17 protein-coding genes are annotated in these 19315 nt (G+C 49.6%); 6 read left to right on the forward strand and 11 right to left on the reverse strand.

Annotated features, from left to right (window positions below; translation table 11 throughout):
* Window positions 1-251 precede the first annotated feature (251 nt).
* Window positions 252-1508, reverse strand: coding sequence for a DUF445 domain-containing protein (locus BMW94_RS15120; RefSeq protein WP_090999577.1), 1257 nt, complete (start codon window positions 1506-1508; stop codon window positions 252-254).
* Window positions 1509-1844: 336 nt separating this feature from the next.
* Between BMW94_RS15120 and BMW94_RS15125 the strand changes: the two genes are divergently transcribed.
* Entirely contained in the window at window positions 1845-2672 is an 828-nt protein-coding gene (locus BMW94_RS15125; protein WP_090999579.1) for an aldo/keto reductase, read from the forward strand.
* A gap of 327 nt (window positions 2673-2999) precedes the next feature.
* Here BMW94_RS15125 and BMW94_RS15130 read toward each other — a convergent pair whose 3' ends face one another.
* On the reverse strand, window positions 3000-3458 hold the full coding sequence (locus BMW94_RS15130) for a cupin domain-containing protein (RefSeq protein WP_063566267.1): 459 nt from the start codon (window positions 3456-3458) through the stop codon (window positions 3000-3002).
* Window positions 3459-3716: 258 nt separating this feature from the next.
* Here BMW94_RS15130 and BMW94_RS15135 point away from each other — a divergent pair, with 258 nt between their 5' ends.
* Window positions 3717-4568, forward strand: coding sequence for a helix-turn-helix transcriptional regulator (locus BMW94_RS15135; protein ID WP_090999580.1), 852 nt, complete (start codon window positions 3717-3719; stop codon window positions 4566-4568).
* A gap of 115 nt (window positions 4569-4683) precedes the next feature.
* On the opposite strand, the gene BMW94_RS15140 is transcribed toward BMW94_RS15135, so the two are convergent.
* The gene (locus BMW94_RS15140) at window positions 4684-6297 is read right to left on the reverse strand and encodes a glycoside hydrolase family 28 protein (RefSeq protein ID WP_090999581.1); all 1614 of its coding nucleotides are present in this window, start codon (window positions 6295-6297) and stop codon (window positions 4684-4686) included.
* A 437-nt stretch (window positions 6298-6734) separates the two neighbouring features.
* Here BMW94_RS15140 and BMW94_RS15145 point away from each other — a divergent pair, with 437 nt between their 5' ends.
* From BMW94_RS15145 to BMW94_RS15160, 4 genes are all read left to right on the forward strand, one after another.
* Entirely contained in the window at window positions 6735-7487 is a 753-nt protein-coding gene (locus BMW94_RS15145) for an amino acid ABC transporter ATP-binding protein (RefSeq protein ID WP_090999583.1), read from the forward strand.
* Window positions 7488-7519: 32 nt separating this feature from the next.
* Window positions 7520-8350 (forward strand): transporter substrate-binding domain-containing protein, encoded by an 831-nt coding sequence (locus BMW94_RS15150; protein ID WP_090999585.1) that lies wholly within the window; start codon window positions 7520-7522, stop codon window positions 8348-8350.
* Window positions 8351-8452: 102 nt separating this feature from the next.
* A complete protein-coding gene (locus BMW94_RS15155; RefSeq protein ID WP_064642730.1) occupies window positions 8453-9175 on the forward strand; it encodes an amino acid ABC transporter permease in 723 nt (240 codons plus the stop codon).
* 120 nt (window positions 9176-9295) lie between these two features.
* Window positions 9296-9946, forward strand: coding sequence for an amino acid ABC transporter permease (locus BMW94_RS15160; RefSeq protein WP_063566273.1), 651 nt, complete (start codon window positions 9296-9298; stop codon window positions 9944-9946).
* Window positions 9947-10059: 113 nt separating this feature from the next.
* Here BMW94_RS15160 and BMW94_RS15165 read toward each other — a convergent pair whose 3' ends face one another.
* From BMW94_RS15165 to BMW94_RS15200, 8 genes are all read right to left on the reverse strand, one after another.
* A complete protein-coding gene (locus BMW94_RS15165; RefSeq protein ID WP_090999631.1) occupies window positions 10060-11403 on the reverse strand; it encodes an FAD-dependent oxidoreductase in 1344 nt (447 codons plus the stop codon).
* A gap of 48 nt (window positions 11404-11451) precedes the next feature.
* On the reverse strand, window positions 11452-12306 hold the full coding sequence (locus tag BMW94_RS15170; RefSeq protein WP_063566274.1) for a carbohydrate ABC transporter permease: 855 nt from the start codon (window positions 12304-12306) through the stop codon (window positions 11452-11454).
* Entirely contained in the window at window positions 12290-13204 is a 915-nt protein-coding gene (locus BMW94_RS15175) for a carbohydrate ABC transporter permease (protein WP_090999588.1), read from the reverse strand. The genes BMW94_RS15170 and BMW94_RS15175 overlap by 17 nt, the downstream gene beginning before the upstream one ends.
* Window positions 13205-13238: 34 nt before the next feature.
* Complete coding sequence (locus BMW94_RS15180; RefSeq protein ID WP_090999591.1) at window positions 13239-13940, reverse strand: beta/alpha barrel domain-containing protein; 702 nt, start codon at window positions 13938-13940, stop codon at window positions 13239-13241.
* A gap of 30 nt (window positions 13941-13970) precedes the next feature.
* The gene (locus tag BMW94_RS15185) at window positions 13971-15266 is read right to left on the reverse strand and encodes an ABC transporter substrate-binding protein (RefSeq protein ID WP_090999593.1); all 1296 of its coding nucleotides are present in this window, start codon (window positions 15264-15266) and stop codon (window positions 13971-13973) included.
* Window positions 15267-15369: 103 nt separating this feature from the next.
* The gene (locus BMW94_RS15190; protein WP_090999595.1) at window positions 15370-16137 is read right to left on the reverse strand and encodes a response regulator transcription factor; all 768 of its coding nucleotides are present in this window, start codon (window positions 16135-16137) and stop codon (window positions 15370-15372) included.
* Window positions 16138-16142: 5 nt separating this feature from the next.
* Window positions 16143-17966 (reverse strand): cache domain-containing sensor histidine kinase, encoded by a 1824-nt coding sequence (locus tag BMW94_RS15195; RefSeq protein WP_090999598.1) that lies wholly within the window; start codon window positions 17964-17966, stop codon window positions 16143-16145.
* Between the two features lie 208 nt (window positions 17967-18174).
* The gene (locus tag BMW94_RS15200; protein WP_254790242.1) at window positions 18175-19068 is read right to left on the reverse strand and encodes an NAD-dependent epimerase/dehydratase family protein; all 894 of its coding nucleotides are present in this window, start codon (window positions 19066-19068) and stop codon (window positions 18175-18177) included.
* Window positions 19069-19315: the final 247 nt, after the last annotated feature.

Consider the following 19315-nt stretch of genomic DNA (forward strand, 5'->3'; position numbering starts at 1 on the left):
CGTTCCCTCCACTTGATCCAAGCGGATATCCATATTAACGAGTTATCTGCATCATAGTACAAAATCAACATGATCACATCGGCTGTTGGCATCGTTTTTATGTAACTTTGTTCCTAAATGATTCCAATAGAGCATTCGGGTGTACATTACCCAATTCAACTGTTTTTGCATCATTTCTCTATTTATCATTTGCCCAGACAAAAAAAGAGCCTGCTCCAGAGAGCGGCCCTAATCTTGCCATTATCAATGAGTTACTCCAATACCATCCGCAGGGCGGTCAGTGCAATCCCGATTATAAATCCGGTAACGGCCCCGTTAATCCGAATCCATTGCAAATCCTGTCCAACCTTATCCTCAATCAAGGAGATCAATGAGGCATTGTCCATTTTGTCCACGTTTTCGCGCACGAGGTTGCCAATTTTGGAATGGTTTTTCTCTAGCAGCGTCGTTACACCTTCCACAATCTTTGCATTCAACCCTGCCAATAAAGCATCGTCTGACCGCAAATCGGACAATACCCGCTCAATCGCAGGCAGAGCAAACGTCTCCACATACTGACCATCTTCCATTGCAGCGAGCGCCTTTTCCCTCAATTCAGTGAGTTTGTTCAGCACGGTTTCCTCTGCGTTCCATCCATCCAGCATGTTGTTTTTCCAGCCGTTGACTCCATCCTGCACACTTTCACTCATCGCCAGCCGGATAGCCTGGGTTCGCAACAGATCAAGCACTTTGTAACGAAGAGCGCTGCCCTCCCGCTTCATGTCCTCCACCCGGTCAAACAGATATCCTTGCAAAATACTGCCCAGACGCTCCTCGTTCAGATAACCCATGAACGCATTCATCGCAAATTGCATTAATCCGTTCATCTGGATGCCACTGATTGCCTTTAGGCCGCTTTCACCCAAAAACATGATCGTCTCCGGCTTCACCAGCCATTCCTCTGCCTGCTTCAGACCGTAATCCAGTGCTTTGGCATCATATCCACGCTCACTCATCTGGATCGAAGCCCGCTCCAGAATCGGACCCAGGTCGAAGGCTCCCGCCTGTGATTTGATCTCACCCGCAACCAGCGGAGCAATCTGCTCCAACGGCAGGCCGGCAAGGATACGTTTGCAGAGCGTATCGATCATGCTTTTGACTCCATCGTTGTGAAGTTCCCTTGTCATGGTATCCAGAACGATTTCTGCCGCCTTGAAGCCCTCAATTTTCTCGGTGATGCTATCCTTGTTCAGCAAATTGTTTTCCACCGCGGAGACAAGGCCTTCAGTCAATTTGTCCCGATTTTTGGGCAGCAAAGCCGTATGGGGAATCGGAATACCCAGTGGATGACGGAACAACGCTGTTACGGCGAACCAGTCCGCAAGTCCACCTACCAGCCCCGCTTCAAATGAACCTACAAGCAGTTTGCCTACTACACCGCCCTGAAACGGCAATGATGCGGCAAATCCCGCCCCCATAATAACGAGAGACCAAGCTGCTGCTTTTTTGGTTTGTTTAGGTTTAGCCATTGTATTCTTACTCCTTTATCGTTAATCACACGGGTTCAATAACACCCAAATTTCCCGTGCTCCTCTGTTCTTCATATGATCCCTTCCATAGGGAAGCTTCTGTTTCCATATTTCGTATACTTCATCTTATCACCCGTAGGCGTCAAAACCAAACCTCTGGCTGGTGAAAAAAGATAAAAGAGGGGTTTTTCCTATCGAAATGGTCGTATTCTTTCCAATTACCAAAAAGGTTTTAGTATAATTGATACAGACGGTCATCCATTTACGATTGGCTGGCGATCAACAGGGTAATTACATAATGGAATAATGAATGAATCAGAGGAGGAATTTCGGACCATGAAACACGTGCAGGACACAACGACACTTTATAACGGAGTCAAAATGCCATGGCTGGGTTTTGGGGTATTCAAAGTTAAAGACGGAGACGAAGTCGTTCAAGCTATCAAAACGGCCATTCAAGCTGGTTATCGCAGTATCGATACAGCGAAAGCGTATAACAACGAAACCGGTGTAGCTCAGGGTATTCGTGAATCTGGAATCGCCCGCGAGGATCTATTCATTACCACCAAAGTGTGGAACGGGGACCAAGGTTACGAATCGACACTGGCCGCTTTTGAAGCAAGCATGGAAAGACTCGAACTGGAATATCTGGATCTCTATCTGATCCACTGGCCTGTCAAAGGTAAGTATAAGGATACCTGGAGAGCGCTGGAGAAGCTGCATAAGGAAGGACGCATCCGCGCCATTGGGGTGAGTAATTTCCAGATCCACCATCTGGAAGACCTGATGATCGATGCGACCATTAAACCTGCTGTGAATCAGGTGGAATTGCATCCACTATTGATCCAAACGGAGCTTCGGGAGTATTGCAGCAAACATCAGATCCAGATTGAAGCCTGGTCTCCACTGGGTCAGGGACATCTTTTGGAGCATCCGCTTCTTCAAGACATTGCTGCCAAGTACAGCAAGTCACCAGCACAGGTCATTCTTCGTTGGGATCTGCAAAATGGCATTGTGACCATACCCAAATCCATTACACCACAGCGCATTCGTGATAATGCGGACCTGTATGACTTTGAGTTGACCACGGAAGAAATCGAGCGCATCAATCAATTGAACGAGAATAAGCGCTTTGGTTCCGATCCGGACAATTTTAACTTCTAACCCCAACATACAATCAAAGCTATATAAGTTGAACTAATCATTTACACAGAAACGGAGAGGACAGAAAAAACCTGGAAAAGCGAAGCGTTCGCCTGAAAGCTTTCTGAAAGAAAGCTACATCGTAAGCATAGGCTTATCACCGGATTTTTCCCTTAAGAAAAGGGAATCAAAAAAATCTGGGGATAACAGCGATTGGAAGGTTATTCTGTCATCGGAGTGCACGTGTGAATATATCTTTAGTTCAACTTATATAGAAAACATCAAAAAATCCCGATCTGGATGCACACGCACCTGGATCGGGATTTTGCTTATTCATTTATAGTTATATTAGCCTTTGGAAACCAGTTTGAAATCATCAAAATGGAAGCCTGGTGCTACAACGCACGTTACGAGCACAGGCTCATCACCCAGCGGACGTGCGGTTTGCCATACTCCGGCTGGAACGAGTACCTGCGGCGATTGACCCGCAGCAATATCCATACCCAGCACGAGAACTTCTTCATTTTCCGGGTTTTCGCCGTTGCCGCCCAATTTCAATTCTACTGGACTGCCGCTATGCCACAACCAGAGCTCATCAGACAAAACGGTATGCCATTCCGAGACTTCATGGGAGTGCAGCAGGAAGTACGTCGAACTTGCCGAGAATCGAGGGCCTGAGTATGTATCCGGCAGTACGGATTGTGGAATTTGATACGATGCCTTCCATTCTTCCTTATACCAACCGCCTTCAACGTGTGGCTGCATATTCAATGCAGCAACCAGTGGCGATAATTCATGTGTCGTCATATTCTGTTTCCTTCCTTCCAAATCAAATTGGAGACACCTCTATCCAGAGGTTAGCCTCACTCCCCCTACTGTAAAACATGAATAGACTTTTGTCACCTTTACAGCATATATAAGCACCCCGAAAATCATTCCACCCGCATTCTATTCATTTTCGACTGGTCGAACCCTCATCACATGATAGCGTTTACAACAAACTGGATTTTCCGTTATGATATGGATATTAACCGTAAATCAGCTGCTGCAGAGGGGAGACGTGTTATGAGTGTTATAGAGGATCGGATTGGACCCAAATATCGAATTGGCGAGAGTTCATTCACCATTGAGCACATGAGCAGACACGACGGGAACGCCATGCCACAGCCTCACGCACACCCTTTTTACGAACTGTATTATCTGCTTGAAGGAGAACGCGTCTATTCCATGAATGGTCAGCTTCTTACCGCACGCAAAGGTGATTTGATCCTGATCAATCCCCATGATGTACATACGACGTCCAAAGGAAGCATGCCCGGCTTTGAACGAATCCTGATCGGATTCTCGCCTTCTTTTGCCACCGGGATGGAGCTTGGAATATGTGGTCTGCTTCCCTTCGATCGTTCAAGGCTGCTGCACTTCCCTGATGCGGAACAGCCCGAGATCGAACGGATGCTGTGGCAGATGCTACAAGAATGCAAGGAGCGCCGACCTCATTATGTAATCGTAGTGAGAAGCCTGCTCGCCCAAATCCTGATTCAGATCCACCGGGTGGAAGAGAATACTCGGCAATCCTCACCGGTCCCGCATCATCCGATGCAGGAAAAGATCAGTGAGATCGTCACTTACGTGAACAATCATTATACCGAGCCCCTTACGTTGGAAGAGGCCGCAGCGCGATTTTATATCAGTCCATCTTATCTAAGCCGAATGTTCAGCCGTTTTACCGGATTTCGCTTCAGCGAATATTTGCGTGTTACCCGGGTTCGGGAGGCACAGAGACGTTTACTGTCCACTCAGGAACGGGTGCAAATGATTGCGGAGAAGGTAGGATTTGAGCATACAGCCCATTTTAATAAAACGTTTAAACAGGTGACCGGGACTACGCCGCTTCGCTATCGCAAAGAACATCGATAGATCTTCATAGCGACTGGCGAAGCCGGACGTCTGTCATGCGACAACCTATCATGACACCGCGCGCCAGGGAGATGCCCGCGGTGATATGTTAAGCCTATGCTACATCGAACCCTTTTTACCTGCGGATAATTACGCCACTTCTTACTTCAGGACCAACGGAGATTTGGCGTCCCTCTGTATCTGCATCACTTTCCCGACATACGATCCCTGCCGATTCATGTCCTGTCACCATCAGAAGCCGACCATCCGCGCCCACACCCTCAATCGCTTCCAGCTCCGCACCCTTACACTGATGCAAATGAATTAACGATCCTTCGGTAATATGTGCGTTCATTTCGGCGATTCGCAGGTGCTTCGCATGAGCGCATTGCACCCCGTTTCGAGCCGTCACCGTATATCCCTGAATGACCAGACCGTCCAGAGGCATTTCCGGCAGTCCACTCACCAATAACGCGGTTTCCGCTCCTGCACAGACCACATCCGATATCCGAATATCCCGGAATACCGGAGTCTCCTCACTGACCTCCTGAGTCAAGTCGCTACCACGAGCGGAACCCTCCTGATTGGCATAGAAAAAGGAAAACGAAATAGCTTCCATAATGATATCTTTCATATAAATGCGCTCCACCTGAATATCCTCAACGACCCCGCCGCGCCCACGAGCGCTTTTGAAGCGAAGCCCAATATCCGTTCCAATAAACGTACAGTCCGAGACCCGGACATGCCGCACGCCACCGGACATTTCACTGCCAATGACAAAACCGCCATGACCGTGATACACGGTGCAATTGCGGATCGTAATATATTCCGAGGGCAAACCGAGCTCACGACCTTCTGCATCCTTGCCGGATTTCAGGCAGATCGCATCATCACCAACATCGAATACACTCTGCTCCACAACGACATGACGGCAGGATTCGATGTCCAGCCCATCACCATTCTGGGAAAACCATGGATTTCGCACACTCACGTTACGAATCGTGACATGCTCGGATGCCCAGGGGTGCAGGTTCCATGCCGGCGAATTCTGGAACGTCGGGCCGTCCAAAAGCACTCGTATACATTGGCGCAAGCTGACCATGTTGGGACGCAAAAAGTCTCTGACTTCCTCATAAGCAGCCACGTCACGCACTTGCTCCAGATGCAGACGGTTCGCAATCGCACCGCCTTCAAGGGCAGAAGTCGAGGGCCACCAGATGGCTTCGTCTCCGCCAACCTGCTCCACCACACCGCCCGAAGAAACCAGTCGATTCCACTGCGAGGCCGTCATCTTGGATCGTTTCACCGGACGCCATGCCTCTCCACCGCCATCCCAAATCCCCTCACCCGTGATCGCAATATCCTCCAGCTGCTCACCATCAATAGGCGACTGACACCGCACCGCCTGCCAACCTTCGAAGCTGGACGCAATCAGGGGATATTGATCGAAATTACGGCTGAACGTAACCAGAGCACCCGCCTGAACATGAAGCTCAATTCGACTGCGGAGAACAATCGGACCCGTTAACCAAACACCCGCCGGAATGACAATTCGGCCACCGCCCGCTTCTGCACAAGCTGCTATAGCCAGCCGGAACATCTCGGTATTATCGGTCAAGCCATCCCCTACCGCACCATAATCCGTAATCTGAAAATCCCGTGCAGGGATGACAGGTAAACTCACTTCATAAGCTTTCGTATGGGATTCAACACCTTCTCCTGTACCCAGTGGGGAGTAATATGTATTCATCGTTCAGAACATCCTCTCTACCTATAATTGGATCGGACTGTTTTTAATATTGCATTACTTACTGGAAAGCGCATTCTCGCTCCATCATATCAATGCCATAGGGCATAAGGTTGAGCTTTTTTGCCATGTACGATTCAGAATTTGATGTTATTTGTTTTTATGATCAGAGTCATAAAGTAAACATCCCTTCCAGTATACTCTATACATCTATTCCAATGGTTGTAAAACAACTAGGAGAATGGATTCATTTTTCTGTCAGGATTCGTCACAAAGAGGCTAGCAATATAACAAATATATAACATAATTACTGGCTATAGCCCTATAAAACCCATTACTTATGTCATGTTTTATCACAAACCAATTGCCTTTAGCAGGATGAGTATGTATGATTAAATAACTAGTTTCAATTTATTCCTTAATATCCCTTTTACACACAGATGCTGCAGAAAGGATGGGGTCTCTTGATTGAATTTAGGGGTGTTCAGAAGCATTTTGCCCATTTTCATGTCCTCAAAGATATTCATCTTCACATTGAAGAAGGAGAAGTCGTTGTCATTATCGGCCCTTCCGGCTCAGGCAAAAGTACATTGCTCCGCTGCATCAATCGTCTGGAGACGATTACCGAAGGTGAACTTATCGTCAGTGGTGTCCCTTTACATCAGAAAAAGGTGGACATCAACCTCTTCCGCCGTGACATCGGCATGGTATTTCAACACTTCAATCTCTACCCTCACAAAAAAGTCATCGATAACATTACCCTTGCACCCATGAAGGTGCGTAAACAGCCCAAAGCACAGGCAGCCTCTACGGCGATGAAGTATTTGACCCGGGTTGGCATTGCCGACAAGGCAGACAGTTATCCTTCCCAGTTGTCAGGTGGACAACAGCAGCGGGTAGCCATTGCAAGAGGTCTTGCCATGGAGCCCAAAATCATGCTTTTTGACGAACCCACTTCTGCACTAGATCCCGAAATGATCGGGGAAGTTCTGGATGTCATGCGGTCTCTTGCACATAACGGGATGACAATGGTCGTTGTTACACATGAGATGGGATTCGCCCGCGAGGTCGCAGACCGAGTCATCTTTATGGATGAAGGCCGAATTGTGGAAGAAGCCTCCGCCGCTGAATTTTTCGACAACCCGAGAGAAGAACGGGCCAAGCAATTTCTGAGTCGTCTGATTCACCACTGAGAATAATCCATTTTGAAAGGGGTCTTTACCAAATGAAAAATGTATTAAAGTGGCCGTCGTTTATGCTTGTTTTGATTCTATCCCTTGTATTGTCCGGTTGTAGCACTGGAGAGGAAAGCAGCAGCGGCGGTTCTAGTGGGAGTACCGAAGCCAAAGGCACCATTGAACAGATTAAAGAGCGCGGCAAGCTCATTGCCGGCGTGAAATACGATACCAAATTGTTCGGTTTGAAGGACCCCGCAAGCGGCGAAGTCGAAGGATTTGATATTGATATCGCCAAAGCACTTGCCAAACAGATTCTTGGAGACGAAACGAAGATAGAACTGAAGGAAGTAACGTCCAAAACGCGCATTCCGATGCTGCAAAATGGTGACATTGATATCATCATCGCCACGATGACGATTACGGATGAACGTAAGGAACAAGTGGATTTCAGTGATGTCTATTTTGAAGCAGGGCAGTCCCTGCTTGTGAAAAACGACAGCGCCATTACCGGTCTCGAAAGTCTCGACGGTGTGAAGGTACTTGCCGTCAAAGGCTCGACTTCTGCGCAAAATATTCGGGAAAAAGCCCCGGATGCCGAGGTGCTCGAATACGACAATTATCAGGATGCCTTCACAGCCCTCAAAGCGGGTAAAGGCGAAGCATTGACGACTGATAACATTATCCTGATCGGCATGCAGCAGACCGATAACAACTTCAAGCTGGTTGGTGGCAATTTCACGAGCGAACCTTACGGCATGGCGATTCGCAAAGGCGACACTGCCTTCGTCGAAGAAGTAAACAGCCTGCTCAAAAGCATGAAGGACAGCGGAGAATATGATACGTTGCACGAGAAATGGCTGGGCAGCAAGCCCGAGTAACCCCGATTAATGATGGTTAAGCGGCGACTTCGCCTGTGATATGCAATGCATGAGCAGAGGCAATCGCCGCTTCTACATCTGGAGAACGGAGGCTTCGCCTACATGGGCAAATTGGACTTCAGCGTACTGATCAAACACTCAGATCGATTCCTGGAAGGGTTCCTCAATACCATTCAGGTGAGCATCATGGCCTTAATTGGTAGCTTTATTCTGGGTGCAATCATGGCTATCTTTCGAATATCCCCCATCAAACCGCTCAACTGGATCGGCACGGCCTTTGTGGAGTTTATCCGTAACATCCCGCTGCTGCTTGTCGTGTTTTTCTTCTATCTCGGATTGCCGGCACTCGGCATTTCACTGGATGGATTCATCTCGGGTACACTCGGTCTGACTATCTATACGGCTGCTTTCATTGCCGAAGCGATTCGAGCGGGTATTCAGACAGTCCCTCGCGGGCAGTTAGAGGCGGCGAGATCTTCCGGTCTGTCCTACGTACAGGCCATGAACCTGATCATTTTGCCACAAGCGATCAAGATTGTATTGCCGTCCCTTGGCAACCAGTTTATCAATCTGGTCAAAAACTCATCCATCCTTGCGGTCGTGGCTGGCATGGATCTGATGTATTTTGCCGATCTGATCAACTCGGATACGTTCCTGCCGCTCAGCGTCTACACCATTGTTGCACTGTTCTACCTGGTGTTGACCTTACCGCTCAGCTTCCTGGTTCATTATATGGAGCGCCGATTCGGACAAAGTGATGCTGACGCCAGCCGTGCCAAAGGCAAACCAAAAAAGAATAAACCAACGGGTCAGGTCACCATGTAAAATACGAACAATATTCTCTCTGTGTTTAGCACACCCGTTTAAGGTGCAACTCTATTATGCTATGCAACTCATTTTTCTAATTTATTTATCTGTCCGCACACAGAAGGAGGCCGATGATCCATGGACTTTAGCGGGGCCTACGCCTGGCCCAACCTTCGTTTCCTGCTGCACGGATTCCTGATCACCCTGCAAGTGGCAGGGTTGTCGATTGTATTCAGCTTTGTACTCGGTACGGTGCTCGGTACCGTTCGATACACCCGAATTCCCGTCCTGTCACAGATTGTGGCCGTCATCGTGGATACAATCCGGAATCTGCCGCTGCTGCTGATCATTTTCTTCATTCATATCGTACTTCCCCAGCTCGGGATCAAAATGTCCGTCTTCTGGTCCACGGTCGTTGGACTGAGTCTGTTCGAAGGCGCCATGATCGCAGAGATTGTCCGCAGCGGACTCAAATCGATTGAACGTGGTCAGGTGGAAGCCGCCCGCTCCTCGGGACTGAGCTACATGCAGACACTTGGCGGCATCATTATGCCCCAGGCTTTGCGGCGCATGTCGCCACCGATGGTGAGCCAGTTCATCTCCTTGCTGAAAGATACTTCACTGGCGATCATCATCTCCCTGCCGGAGCTGATGCACAATGTGCAGATCCTCGGTGGGCAGAGCTTCGATTACGTCATCCCTGCCCTGCTGCTCGCAGCCGTATTGTACTTCGTCATCAACTACACGTTGTCCATTGTGGCCCGGCGGCTTGAAGCACGAATGACTTGATGATCCGATGATTGATGCTTCCATTACAACCCAAAGACTCCAGCTCCACTTCAACAGTGGTTTTGGAGTCTTCTTTGGATTTCATAATAGTCTGCTCGCACAGGAATCATTCCTCAAATCGCTGCACCGTTACGGCGCAGTTCCTTTTGCAGCACCGCTACCGGTAGCTCCAACGGATCTAGCTTCATCTGAACAGCTAAAGCTGCTGCTGTTCCCGCCGCCTGCCCCGTAGCCATGCAGCTTGGAGTCAGCCTTGTCGTTGCGTGGGCCTCATGTGTGGTGGAGATGCAGCGTCCTGCCGCCAGCAGATTGCGAATATTGCGAGAAATCAGAGAGCGGTAAGGAATATCGTATGCTCCGTCTCCTTCTATAAAAGCCGCTACGACGCCTTGACCGGAGGGATCATGAATATCAATCGGATAGCCACTTCTGGCGATTACATCGTCAAACTTTCGCCCTGCAACCACATCGTCCTTGGTCAACGCATAATGCCCGATGATTCGCCTGGATTCACGAATACCGATCTGCGGTGCTACCGCTGAGATGGAAGCCCGCTCGAATCCAGGCACGTCACGCTGCAGAAACTCAGCGATCATCAGCACCTGTTTCCTGCCTTCCTGTTCAGCAGAGGTCAGATCCTCTGCATCTGTAGCATCTAGCCCCTGCACCCGGGTGCAGTTAATCAATACTTCATCTTCAGCCGGTCCGGTAAAAAACAATACCTGATCACGATTAATCGGTACACCTGCTTTTTTCCATTGGGAATAGAAGCCGCTCACCCCGGTTAACGGAATACTGTCCAGTTCGGAGAAAGGGGTTTTGGCATAGAAATCCTCCGGGTGCTCCTGCATGTATTGCTTCACTCGTCCAAGGTCCACACCACGCATTCGGAATTTCATGGTCATCGGCTGTGACTGGTGATCTCCATCTCGCCCCTTTGCAACAGAAGCGCCCGCAAGATACGCCGCATCCGCATCACCGCTGGCATCCACGAATACGTTCGCTTGGAGCTCCATTCGACCAGACTTGTTCGTCAGGCGTACCGCTTCTACCCGATCATCCACCATAACTACTTCATCCACGAAGCTGTGCAATAACAACCGGACACCCGCCTCCTGCAGCATCTCCGCCGCAACCACCTGATAGATCGCAGGATGGTAGGGCGTAACGGTATGCACAAATCCAACCGTATCACGAAGATGCCCCGGAGAGCCGCCGCGCGCCTGCAGTCGGTCAACGATTTCCTGGGCGATACCCCGAATCACCTGTTCACCACTCTCCGTATGGAAGGTCATCCAAGGGTAGACCATGGCGGCAGTCGACATTCCACCAACGAACCCGTACCGCTCCACCAGCACTGTTCGAATACCTTGTCGTCCAGCAGCAATGGCTGCTGCTATTCCCGCCGGACCTCCTCCCACAATAACCACATCCGCTTCTTCCTTTTTCAACCTCATACTTATCCGTTCACTCAAATTATCACTCCTTCCGTTCTATTGCATGGACTACTCTTTCAGTCCTGTCATGGCAACTCCCTCAATGAAGCGCCGTTGTGCCAGAAAAAAGACAATCAGCAGTGGCAGGGTCGCCATGACGGTGGCACTCATCAGATATTGCCAGGCTGTACCCACTTCATCCGTGAACAGGGATAACCCAAGCGGCAGCGTCATCAGTTCTCGCGAGTTAATGAAAATCAACGGATCGAAAAACTCATTCCAGATCGTCACAAAAGTAAAGATCGTCAGCGTAGCCATACCGGGCTTGGCAATCGGGAGCATAATTCGCGCATAGATCCGGAAGCGGTTGCAGCCGTCAATCATCGCCGCTTCCTCCAACTCGGTGGGTACCGTAATGAAGAACTGCCGCATCACAAAGATGCCAAACACACCGCCCGCCCCAAAGATCGGCAGTAAAATCAGCGGAAGATGTGTATCAATCCACCCCAGCTGCCGCATGAACAGAAACATCGGGATTGCCGTCACCTCATGGGGAATCATCATCGCACTCAGCAGGATAAGAAATACCACATTACGTCCCTTGAACGGAATTTTGGCAAATGCATACCCGGCGAGAGATGCAAAGAACACCGTACCCAGCACAACCACAGCAGCAATATATACACTGTTAAAATAAAATCGATGAAACGGAATCAATCGAAAGACATCGATGTAGTTCTGAAATCGGAAGGTATCCGGTATCCACTGTGGTGGATAGGTGAATATGCTCTGGGGCTCCTTGAATGACGTCGATATCATCCAGATAAATGGAACTATCATGATCAGCGAGATCAGTGTCAGCAACAAATACGTCCCAAGGGCACTCCATGTCTTACGAACCGAAGGATTAGGCATCGCCTTCATTGAACACCCACCTCTTTCGAAGCTGCCATTGCAGCAGCGTCAGAATTAGCACGATAAAAAACAGCACATAGGCAAGCGAAGAGGCGTAGCCGAACTGAAATAATTTGAATGCTTTTTCCCAGATATAATAGACCAATACCTTCGTGCTGTTGCTCGGCCCTCCCTGTGTCATGACGTAGATCTGTCCAAACACCTTGAGCGAGCCAATCACGGTCATGACCATGGTTAGAAACACCGTTGGCGTAATCATGGGTAACGTGACGTGAAAGAAGGTTCCCCTTCTGCCCGCGCCGTCCAGTGTTGCCGCTTCGTAAAGTGAACGCGGCACCTGCTGAATGGCTGCAATGAACAGCACCATATTCAGACCCACATTTTTCAGTACACTCGTCATAATAACCGCAGGCATCGCCAGATCCTGATTGTAGAGCCAGGCCGGACCCTTGATGCCTATCATTAACAGAAGCTGATTGATCAGTCCCGACTCTGTCGCATACATCAGCTTCCACACGATGGACCATACAATCAGCGAGGTCATGACCGGAACGAAGATGGCTGTTCGAAAAATTCCGATGCCGCGCAAACTTCTGGATAGCAGCAATGCGAGCAGCAAAGCAAGCACAATATTAAGCGGCACAAGCCCCGCAGTGAAATAGACCGTATTGGCAAGCACCTTCCAGAACATGGCGTCTGTCATCACATTCCGGTAATTCTCCAGTCCAATAAAATGATGATCCCCCAGCAGCGGCCAGTCGGTCAGGCTCATGTATAGCGCGAGACCCATGGGAAACAGCAGCAGCAGGGTAAACCCGAGCACCATTGGCGATACAAACAGCCATCCCGCGATCTGGGCCTCTCTGGCGAGCGGACCTCTTCCTGTACGCTTGCGTGAATGGGTCACAGTCAGGCCCTCCCCTTTATCAAATTTCTTCCCTCTAGTCTGAACGGTTCAGAGTGTCCACCGCATTATGGAAGGCGTTAACAGCCCTTCGCAGATGCTCCTCTGCTCTGCCTGTTACGACCGCTCCAAGCATGATCGCCTTGACTCCGGTATCGTGCAGCACCCGAACATCCTCCGGCACCAGCTTACGCTGGGAAGGAACCAATACCGGAATTTGCGCCTGCAAGACCAGACGGCGGTACTTGAGCACGTCCGCAAAGCTTAGCGGTGTACCATATTCATTCCCAGGCACAATGGATGCCTCCAGGGCGGTGAAGCCGTAATGAGCCGCCGACGTGATGAGAGAAGGTTCATATTCGTCATTGATTGCAAACGTAGGGTCCAACCCCAGATCATCCAGCATGAAGAAAGGCAAGTGATGTGCATAGATCGAATAGAAGTCAAAACCCAGCCCGGAAAGCCTCTCCACATCCTCTCGCCTTGCTCCATCTATACTGCCGGATGGTACGACCCCAAGCGGGCCGCCAAACTCGCTACGAATCGCCTGAAAAACTTCGGCATAATTATCCAGTGGACCAAAGTGATTCCCGCTGGCGCGATGACCGACATTATAATGCACCTTCAGTGCATCAGCGCCCTCTTCAATTGCTGCCCGGGCCAAAGATAGATCGTTCTCGGGGAGGCTGACCACAAGTGACAGCGATTTCCGATCAAGCAATTCCTTGAATTTGCCCATTATGCTCACCTCCTGTTTCTATAAAATGATTTATTGTTGCAGTACGCTTTGGATCTCTTCCTGCATTTGCTTCAGATTATCCTCGGGTGTCGCTGAACGAGCGAACAATCGATCAAATCCCTGCAACACCGCATTGTCGATATCCTGCCAACGGATATGACCGGGAATCAAGCGCGCTTTTGGCATTTCATTAATCACCGCCTGCACAATATGCTCCTTGCTCGGATTATTCGGCTGATTAATGAACGCATCGGAGTTCAGCACAGAGGTACGCGGAGGCACAAAGTAGGTGGCCGTCGCCTGAATACCCTGCTCACTGGCAAAATACTTCAACAGCTTCTTGGTTTCCTCCGGATGTTTGCTGTCGTTGAACATGGCATATCCAGCCTGCCCCAGCATCGGTACGCTGCCCTGTGAGCCGGAAGGCATAGGAGCGATACTCCATTCAAAATCCGTAATCTCTCTTGCCTTGGACACATAGCTGTAGTTATCGAAGAACATGCCCACATTGCCAGCATCGAAGCTGACCTGCTCGCCTGCTTTTGGATGCGATTCATCGGTGAACATCATGCGCTCCAGCAGTTCAAAAGTCTGCACACCATAAGCATCGTTCCAGGTGAACTTCGTCATGCCTTCGTCGAACGGGCCGCTGCCATTGGACCAGGAATATGAGGAGAGCACAGCCCATGTCTTCCAATCGCGAAAAAAGTTGGCGCCATAGATCCGGTCGGTCGCCTCCTTGCTGGTAATCGCCTTGGCGGACTTCTCGAACTGTTCCCATGTCCATTGCCCTTGGCTGGCAAGTGTATTCGGGTCGGTCAGGCCGGCCTTGTCGAACAGCGTTTTATTGTAGAACATGACCACTGGAGGTGTAGAAAAAGGAAGCCCCAGCAGCTGATCGCCATCACGGAACAAATCCAATGTGCTTGGTATATAATCATCCAGCTTGAACTGGGCATCATCCTTGAACTCGGATACATCGGCCAGGATGTGATTGGATTTGAATTGTGGCACCATCCGCTCTGATACCCAGGCGATATCCGGGAGAGAGCCGCCAGCGGCAAGCACCGAAATTTTTTGCTGATATTCCGCGAAAGGAACGGATTCCATCGTCACCTTGATGCCTGGATTTTCCTGCGTGAAGCCATTGATCAGCTTGTTGTATACATCCACATGTGCCTGATTGCCCCACATCATGAATTTCAGCTCAACCTCTCCATTCTCCCCGGCTGCTTGCCCCGGATCACTTCCGGAATTGGAGCTTGTGCACCCGATTGAAGCAATCATCATGAGTAAGAGTATCAATATCAGTCCTGCTTTTTTCATGAAAATCCCCCTTATGGACTTAGTGGTATACATGTGCAACCAAAGTATAACGAAGGTATCGGCCGCTCATAAATCACGTCAATTACAGAAATGGTATGGTTTTTCAAGAACTACTGAATCGGTCACGATATTCCCCTGCTGTCGATCCCACCTGCTGCTTGAATACCAGCATGAAGTGCTTGGGACTCTGATGCCCGGATAACCTTGCAACATCATAGATTTTGAGCCCTGTGTTAACCAGCAGCCACTTGGCCCGTTCCATACGAGCCTCAGCGATGTATTCGGAGTAATTGGTTCCTGTTTCGTTCTTGAACAGTTGGCTTAGATAGGTGGGGTTCAGATGAACCAGAGCTGCTATGGTCTGAAGTCGCAGATCCCCATCGGGATGCTGCTTGATATGCTCCTTCACATCTCGTATAATCTTCCGCGTATCTCCGCCGGAGTGCTCTGCTTTCCCAGATGGCTCCGTGACTGGAAGGGTTGAAATGCCGTACCTGCGATCCAGCAGCAACTGAATTTTTTGGATGCATAACGCCAGTTCATGACGTTCAATCGGCTTCAGCAGATAATTCAACACCCCGTACTCCATCGCCCTGCGTGCATATTCAAACTCCCCGTACCCGCTTATGATGATCATCAGCAGTTCAGGGTACATATCTCTTGCTTTGGATACCAGTGTCAGCCCGTCCATTCCACGCATGCGAATATCCGTGATCAACACATCCGGTACTTCACATCTCAGAAAATCCAGTGCCTCCACTCCGCTCGAAGCTTCACCTGTTACCTCGAACTGAGGAGCCGCCTGTACAATCAGCTCTCTCAGTCCCTGACGGATGACCGTCTCATCCTCCACAAGCAATACTTTATACATGCGCTTCATTCCCCTTTCGGTTGAAGTTGAATGGATACTGTCACCGCCAGGCCCTGCCCGGGACTGCCATCGACGCTCAGGCTGCCGCCTTCTCCATACATGAGTCGGAGCCTTTGGGCGATATTGTTAAGTCCCAGCCTGTCTCCCGCATGACATCTCAATGCCTCATTGGAGGGCTGCCGAGCAATGGATTCATTTAATTCATCAATCTCCGCCTGAGCCATGCCTTTGCCATTGTCACGTACAATAATCAGCAGCTCATCATCAAATTTCAATGCAGATACCCAGATCATCCCGCCATCCGCCTGCCCTTCAATGCCATGGTAGACCGCGTTCTCCACCAGCGGTTGCAATACCAGCTTGGGAATCAGACAATCTGTAACAGCTTCATCGATGTCATAGATTACCTCCAGCTTGCCGTCATAACGTACTTGTTGAATGCGTACATAGGACTGCACAAAAGCCAATTCTTCCTGAAGTGGAACCCTCCGATCTACCTTATCAATCGTATAACGCAGCAGCTTACCAAGTGCCGTCACCATATCAGACACCTCAGCGTGCTTCTGGCGGACCGCCATCATGTTGATGGACTCTAATGTGTTGTATATAAAATGGGGATTGATCTGGCTCTGCAATGCTGACAACTCCGCCTCTCGCTCTTGAATGCCCAACAGAAATACCTCGTTGAACAGTCGATGGATCTCTTCCATCATCCGGTTAAAACCCCGGCTAATCTGTCCGAACTCATCATTGCTAAAGTGCGCTACACGCTGGCTAAAGTCTCCCTGCTCCACCCGAATCATATTGTGCTTCAGTCGAATCAGCGGCCTCGTTATGCGGTAGGATAAGAGAACCGCGAGAACTGCTACCGCCGCCATACATAACACAGCGAATCCAAACGTAAACGTGAGCATCTCGCCCGATTCCTTCTGAATAACGGCAATAGGTGTCAGGCTGATCACCGAAAGTCCTGAATAGCTGGAATGGTGCTGTACGTAGAGATAGGGCTTCCCATCAAGGACAACCTTCTGGTTGCCTGCGTAGCCTTGAAGCTGGCCATGCGTTAACAGTTGGTCGTATGCGGACAGACCTCCGGCTGAGGTGCGTTCGAATAGGAGACGCTGCTTGCTGTCGACAATCATCAGGCTCGCGTTTTGCTCAAAATTCAAATTGGACAAGAGTTGGCCGAAGGCTTCGAGCCGGATGTCGATCAGAATGTAGCCCAGTCGCTGGAGTGTCCCCGGATCACGAATCTCACGGGCAACCGATATATACGGCTCTTCATGACTGCCCGTGTAATAGCTGGGCTCGTGCGGAGGAAGCAGACGCCATTCGCCTTCCGAGCCGTTAAGCTCTGCAAACCAGTCATCCTGCCTGCTGTCCCATACCGGATTCACTGCCAGTGAATCCAGATTGGAGAACAAAATGCCGCTGTTGCTGATCAGATGCATGCCACGAATTTCCGGTCGGTCATACGCCTGACCGGACGTGTAGAGCTTCATTTTCAGATAATCATCGGACCGCGCCCATGTACCCGATCCCATCGGAGCATTGTATTTGCCCAGAATGCCAAGCACCATCTGATCATAGAGCGGCAAGAGCGACAAACGTTCGAAGTCCTTGAGCAGCCGATTCAGATTGGTATTAATCTGGCGGACAATATCAATGGTGAACTGCTCCGTCTTGCGATCAATCGTCTGCGAGAAATGCAGGTAATTCACCACTCCCTGCAAGCTTAAGGGCAGCAAGGTCAGCCCCAGGAACAACAGGAGCAGCTTGGTGCGCAGATTCATATTTCTTCCGAAATAACCCTGTACCTTGTCCATCATTTCCGTTCATCCCTCCCTCTCCCGATCATTGTATGATCCCTCTTCACAGATCAATCTGGATATAACTGGGGTCATCATATCCAGTTTTAATGATCGTTGGCTATCCTGCCAACCATGGGATTGGTACGGAATTTCAAGATTGAAGCGCAGCTTTCGGGGAAACGCAAAAAAGCCGACTGTATCGCTACAGTCGACTACTCTTCTTGAACTATTCTGTTGAACTAATCTGTTGAACCAGATGAGGAAGCCATTCTTCCAGTGAGTCGAATGCAAATCCGGCTTTGGCTGCTCTCTTCGTATTCATGTACCAGGACGAAGTGATGCCAAAAGGTGAAGAATGCTCCTTCTCCGCCTCAGATTGAATGATGCTCGTTTTCCCCACAGCAACTTCGATTTTACCGATCAGTTCATTGAGCGATATTGTTCCACTGGAAGCCGCATTAATTGGTCCTTTGATCTCCGCATCCCCCAGCCAAGCCAGGAAACGTGCCGCTTCCGAAGAGTGAATGAATCCAATATCCGCTTCCGGGTTAGGTAACCCGATAGGCAGCCCCTGTTGTACATGCTCGATATGAAAATGCAATCTTCTCGTATAATCATCTGTGCCCAGAACAATGGGGAACCGAACAGTCGCTACAGGAAATGTTGCCTTTTGTATCAACACAGCCTCCGCTTGTCTTTTGCCTTCCTGATAAGAAACGACTTCATCTCCCGCAATTCGAACAGGATAGGTGGATGGGTCAAAGTCCTCTTCACGAAAGCCTTCATCCCCTTGTGTCCCTGCCTCATAGACAGATAAGCTTGAAGTGAGGATGTAACGTTTTACTCTGCCTTCAAAGACGTTCGCAGCCGCCAGAGCCGCTTCTGCTGAGTAGCAGACGTGATCATACACCACATCCCAATGTTCCAATTCCGCAGCATGACGCAATGATCCTTCGTTTGTCCGATCTAGCATGATATGGGTAACCCGCGAATCAAACGGAAACGCAATATTCCCTCTGCTCGCTACTGTGACTTCAACGTTCTCCTGGGCTGCCCAATGCTCCACAAGCCTTTTGCCAAAAAAGCGGGTGCCCCCAAGAACCAATACTTTCATACTCATTCCATACCCCTCCATGTCTGATGATGACGAATCCAGAATGTTGCCCGGACTCTAACGCTCTAAGGGGTAAACGATGTAAGAGTATGAAAAGATACGCAGAAGTGTTGCTAACTTTCTTGTATGCATAAAAAAACCGACTGCATTATGCAATCTGGTCATACCCCTGTCAAGTAGACAGATAAAAAAAGCTATGCTGCCAGTGCGCATCGATATTCAATCGGTGCGCGCTGTTTGAGTTTGGCTTGAA

It is taken from the genome of Paenibacillus sp. OK003, assembly GCF_900109515.1.
Lineage (GTDB): Bacteria > Bacillota > Bacilli > Paenibacillales > Paenibacillaceae > Paenibacillus > Paenibacillus marchantiae.

Coding starts and splice junctions, on each gene's coding strand:
- BMW94_RS15120 (WP_090999577.1), bottom strand. CDS start 1,508: ATGGCTAAACCTAAACAAACCAAAAAAGCAGCAGCTTGGTCTCTCGTT.
- BMW94_RS15125 (WP_090999579.1), top strand. CDS start 1,845: ATGAAACACGTGCAGGACACAACGACACTTTATAACGGAGTCAAAATG.
- BMW94_RS15130 (WP_063566267.1), bottom strand. CDS start 3,458: ATGACGACACATGAATTATCGCCACTGGTTGCTGCATTGAATATGCAG.
- BMW94_RS15135 (WP_090999580.1), top strand. CDS start 3,717: ATGAGTGTTATAGAGGATCGGATTGGACCCAAATATCGAATTGGCGAG.
- BMW94_RS15140 (WP_090999581.1), bottom strand. CDS start 6,297: ATGAATACATATTACTCCCCACTGGGTACAGGAGAAGGTGTTGAATCC.
- BMW94_RS15145 (WP_090999583.1), top strand. CDS start 6,735: ATGCTGCAGAAAGGATGGGGTCTCTTGATTGAATTTAGGGGTGTTCAG.
- BMW94_RS15150 (WP_090999585.1), top strand. CDS start 7,520: ATGAAAAATGTATTAAAGTGGCCGTCGTTTATGCTTGTTTTGATTCTA.
- BMW94_RS15155 (WP_064642730.1), top strand. CDS start 8,453: ATGGGCAAATTGGACTTCAGCGTACTGATCAAACACTCAGATCGATTC.
- BMW94_RS15160 (WP_063566273.1), top strand. CDS start 9,296: ATGGACTTTAGCGGGGCCTACGCCTGGCCCAACCTTCGTTTCCTGCTG.
- BMW94_RS15165 (WP_090999631.1), bottom strand. CDS start 11,403: ATGAGGTTGAAAAAGGAAGAAGCGGATGTGGTTATTGTGGGAGGAGGT.
- BMW94_RS15170 (WP_063566274.1), bottom strand. CDS start 12,306: ATGAAGGCGATGCCTAATCCTTCGGTTCGTAAGACATGGAGTGCCCTT.
- BMW94_RS15180 (WP_090999591.1), bottom strand. CDS start 13,940: ATGGGCAAATTCAAGGAATTGCTTGATCGGAAATCGCTGTCACTTGTG.
- BMW94_RS15185 (WP_090999593.1), bottom strand. CDS start 15,266: ATGAAAAAAGCAGGACTGATATTGATACTCTTACTCATGATGATTGCT.
- BMW94_RS15190 (WP_090999595.1), bottom strand. CDS start 16,137: ATGTATAAAGTATTGCTTGTGGAGGATGAGACGGTCATCCGTCAGGGA.
- BMW94_RS15195 (WP_090999598.1), bottom strand. CDS start 17,966: ATGATGGACAAGGTACAGGGTTATTTCGGAAGAAATATGAATCTGCGC.
- BMW94_RS15200 (WP_254790242.1), bottom strand. CDS start 19,068: ATGAGTATGAAAGTATTGGTTCTTGGGGGCACCCGCTTTTTTGGCAAA.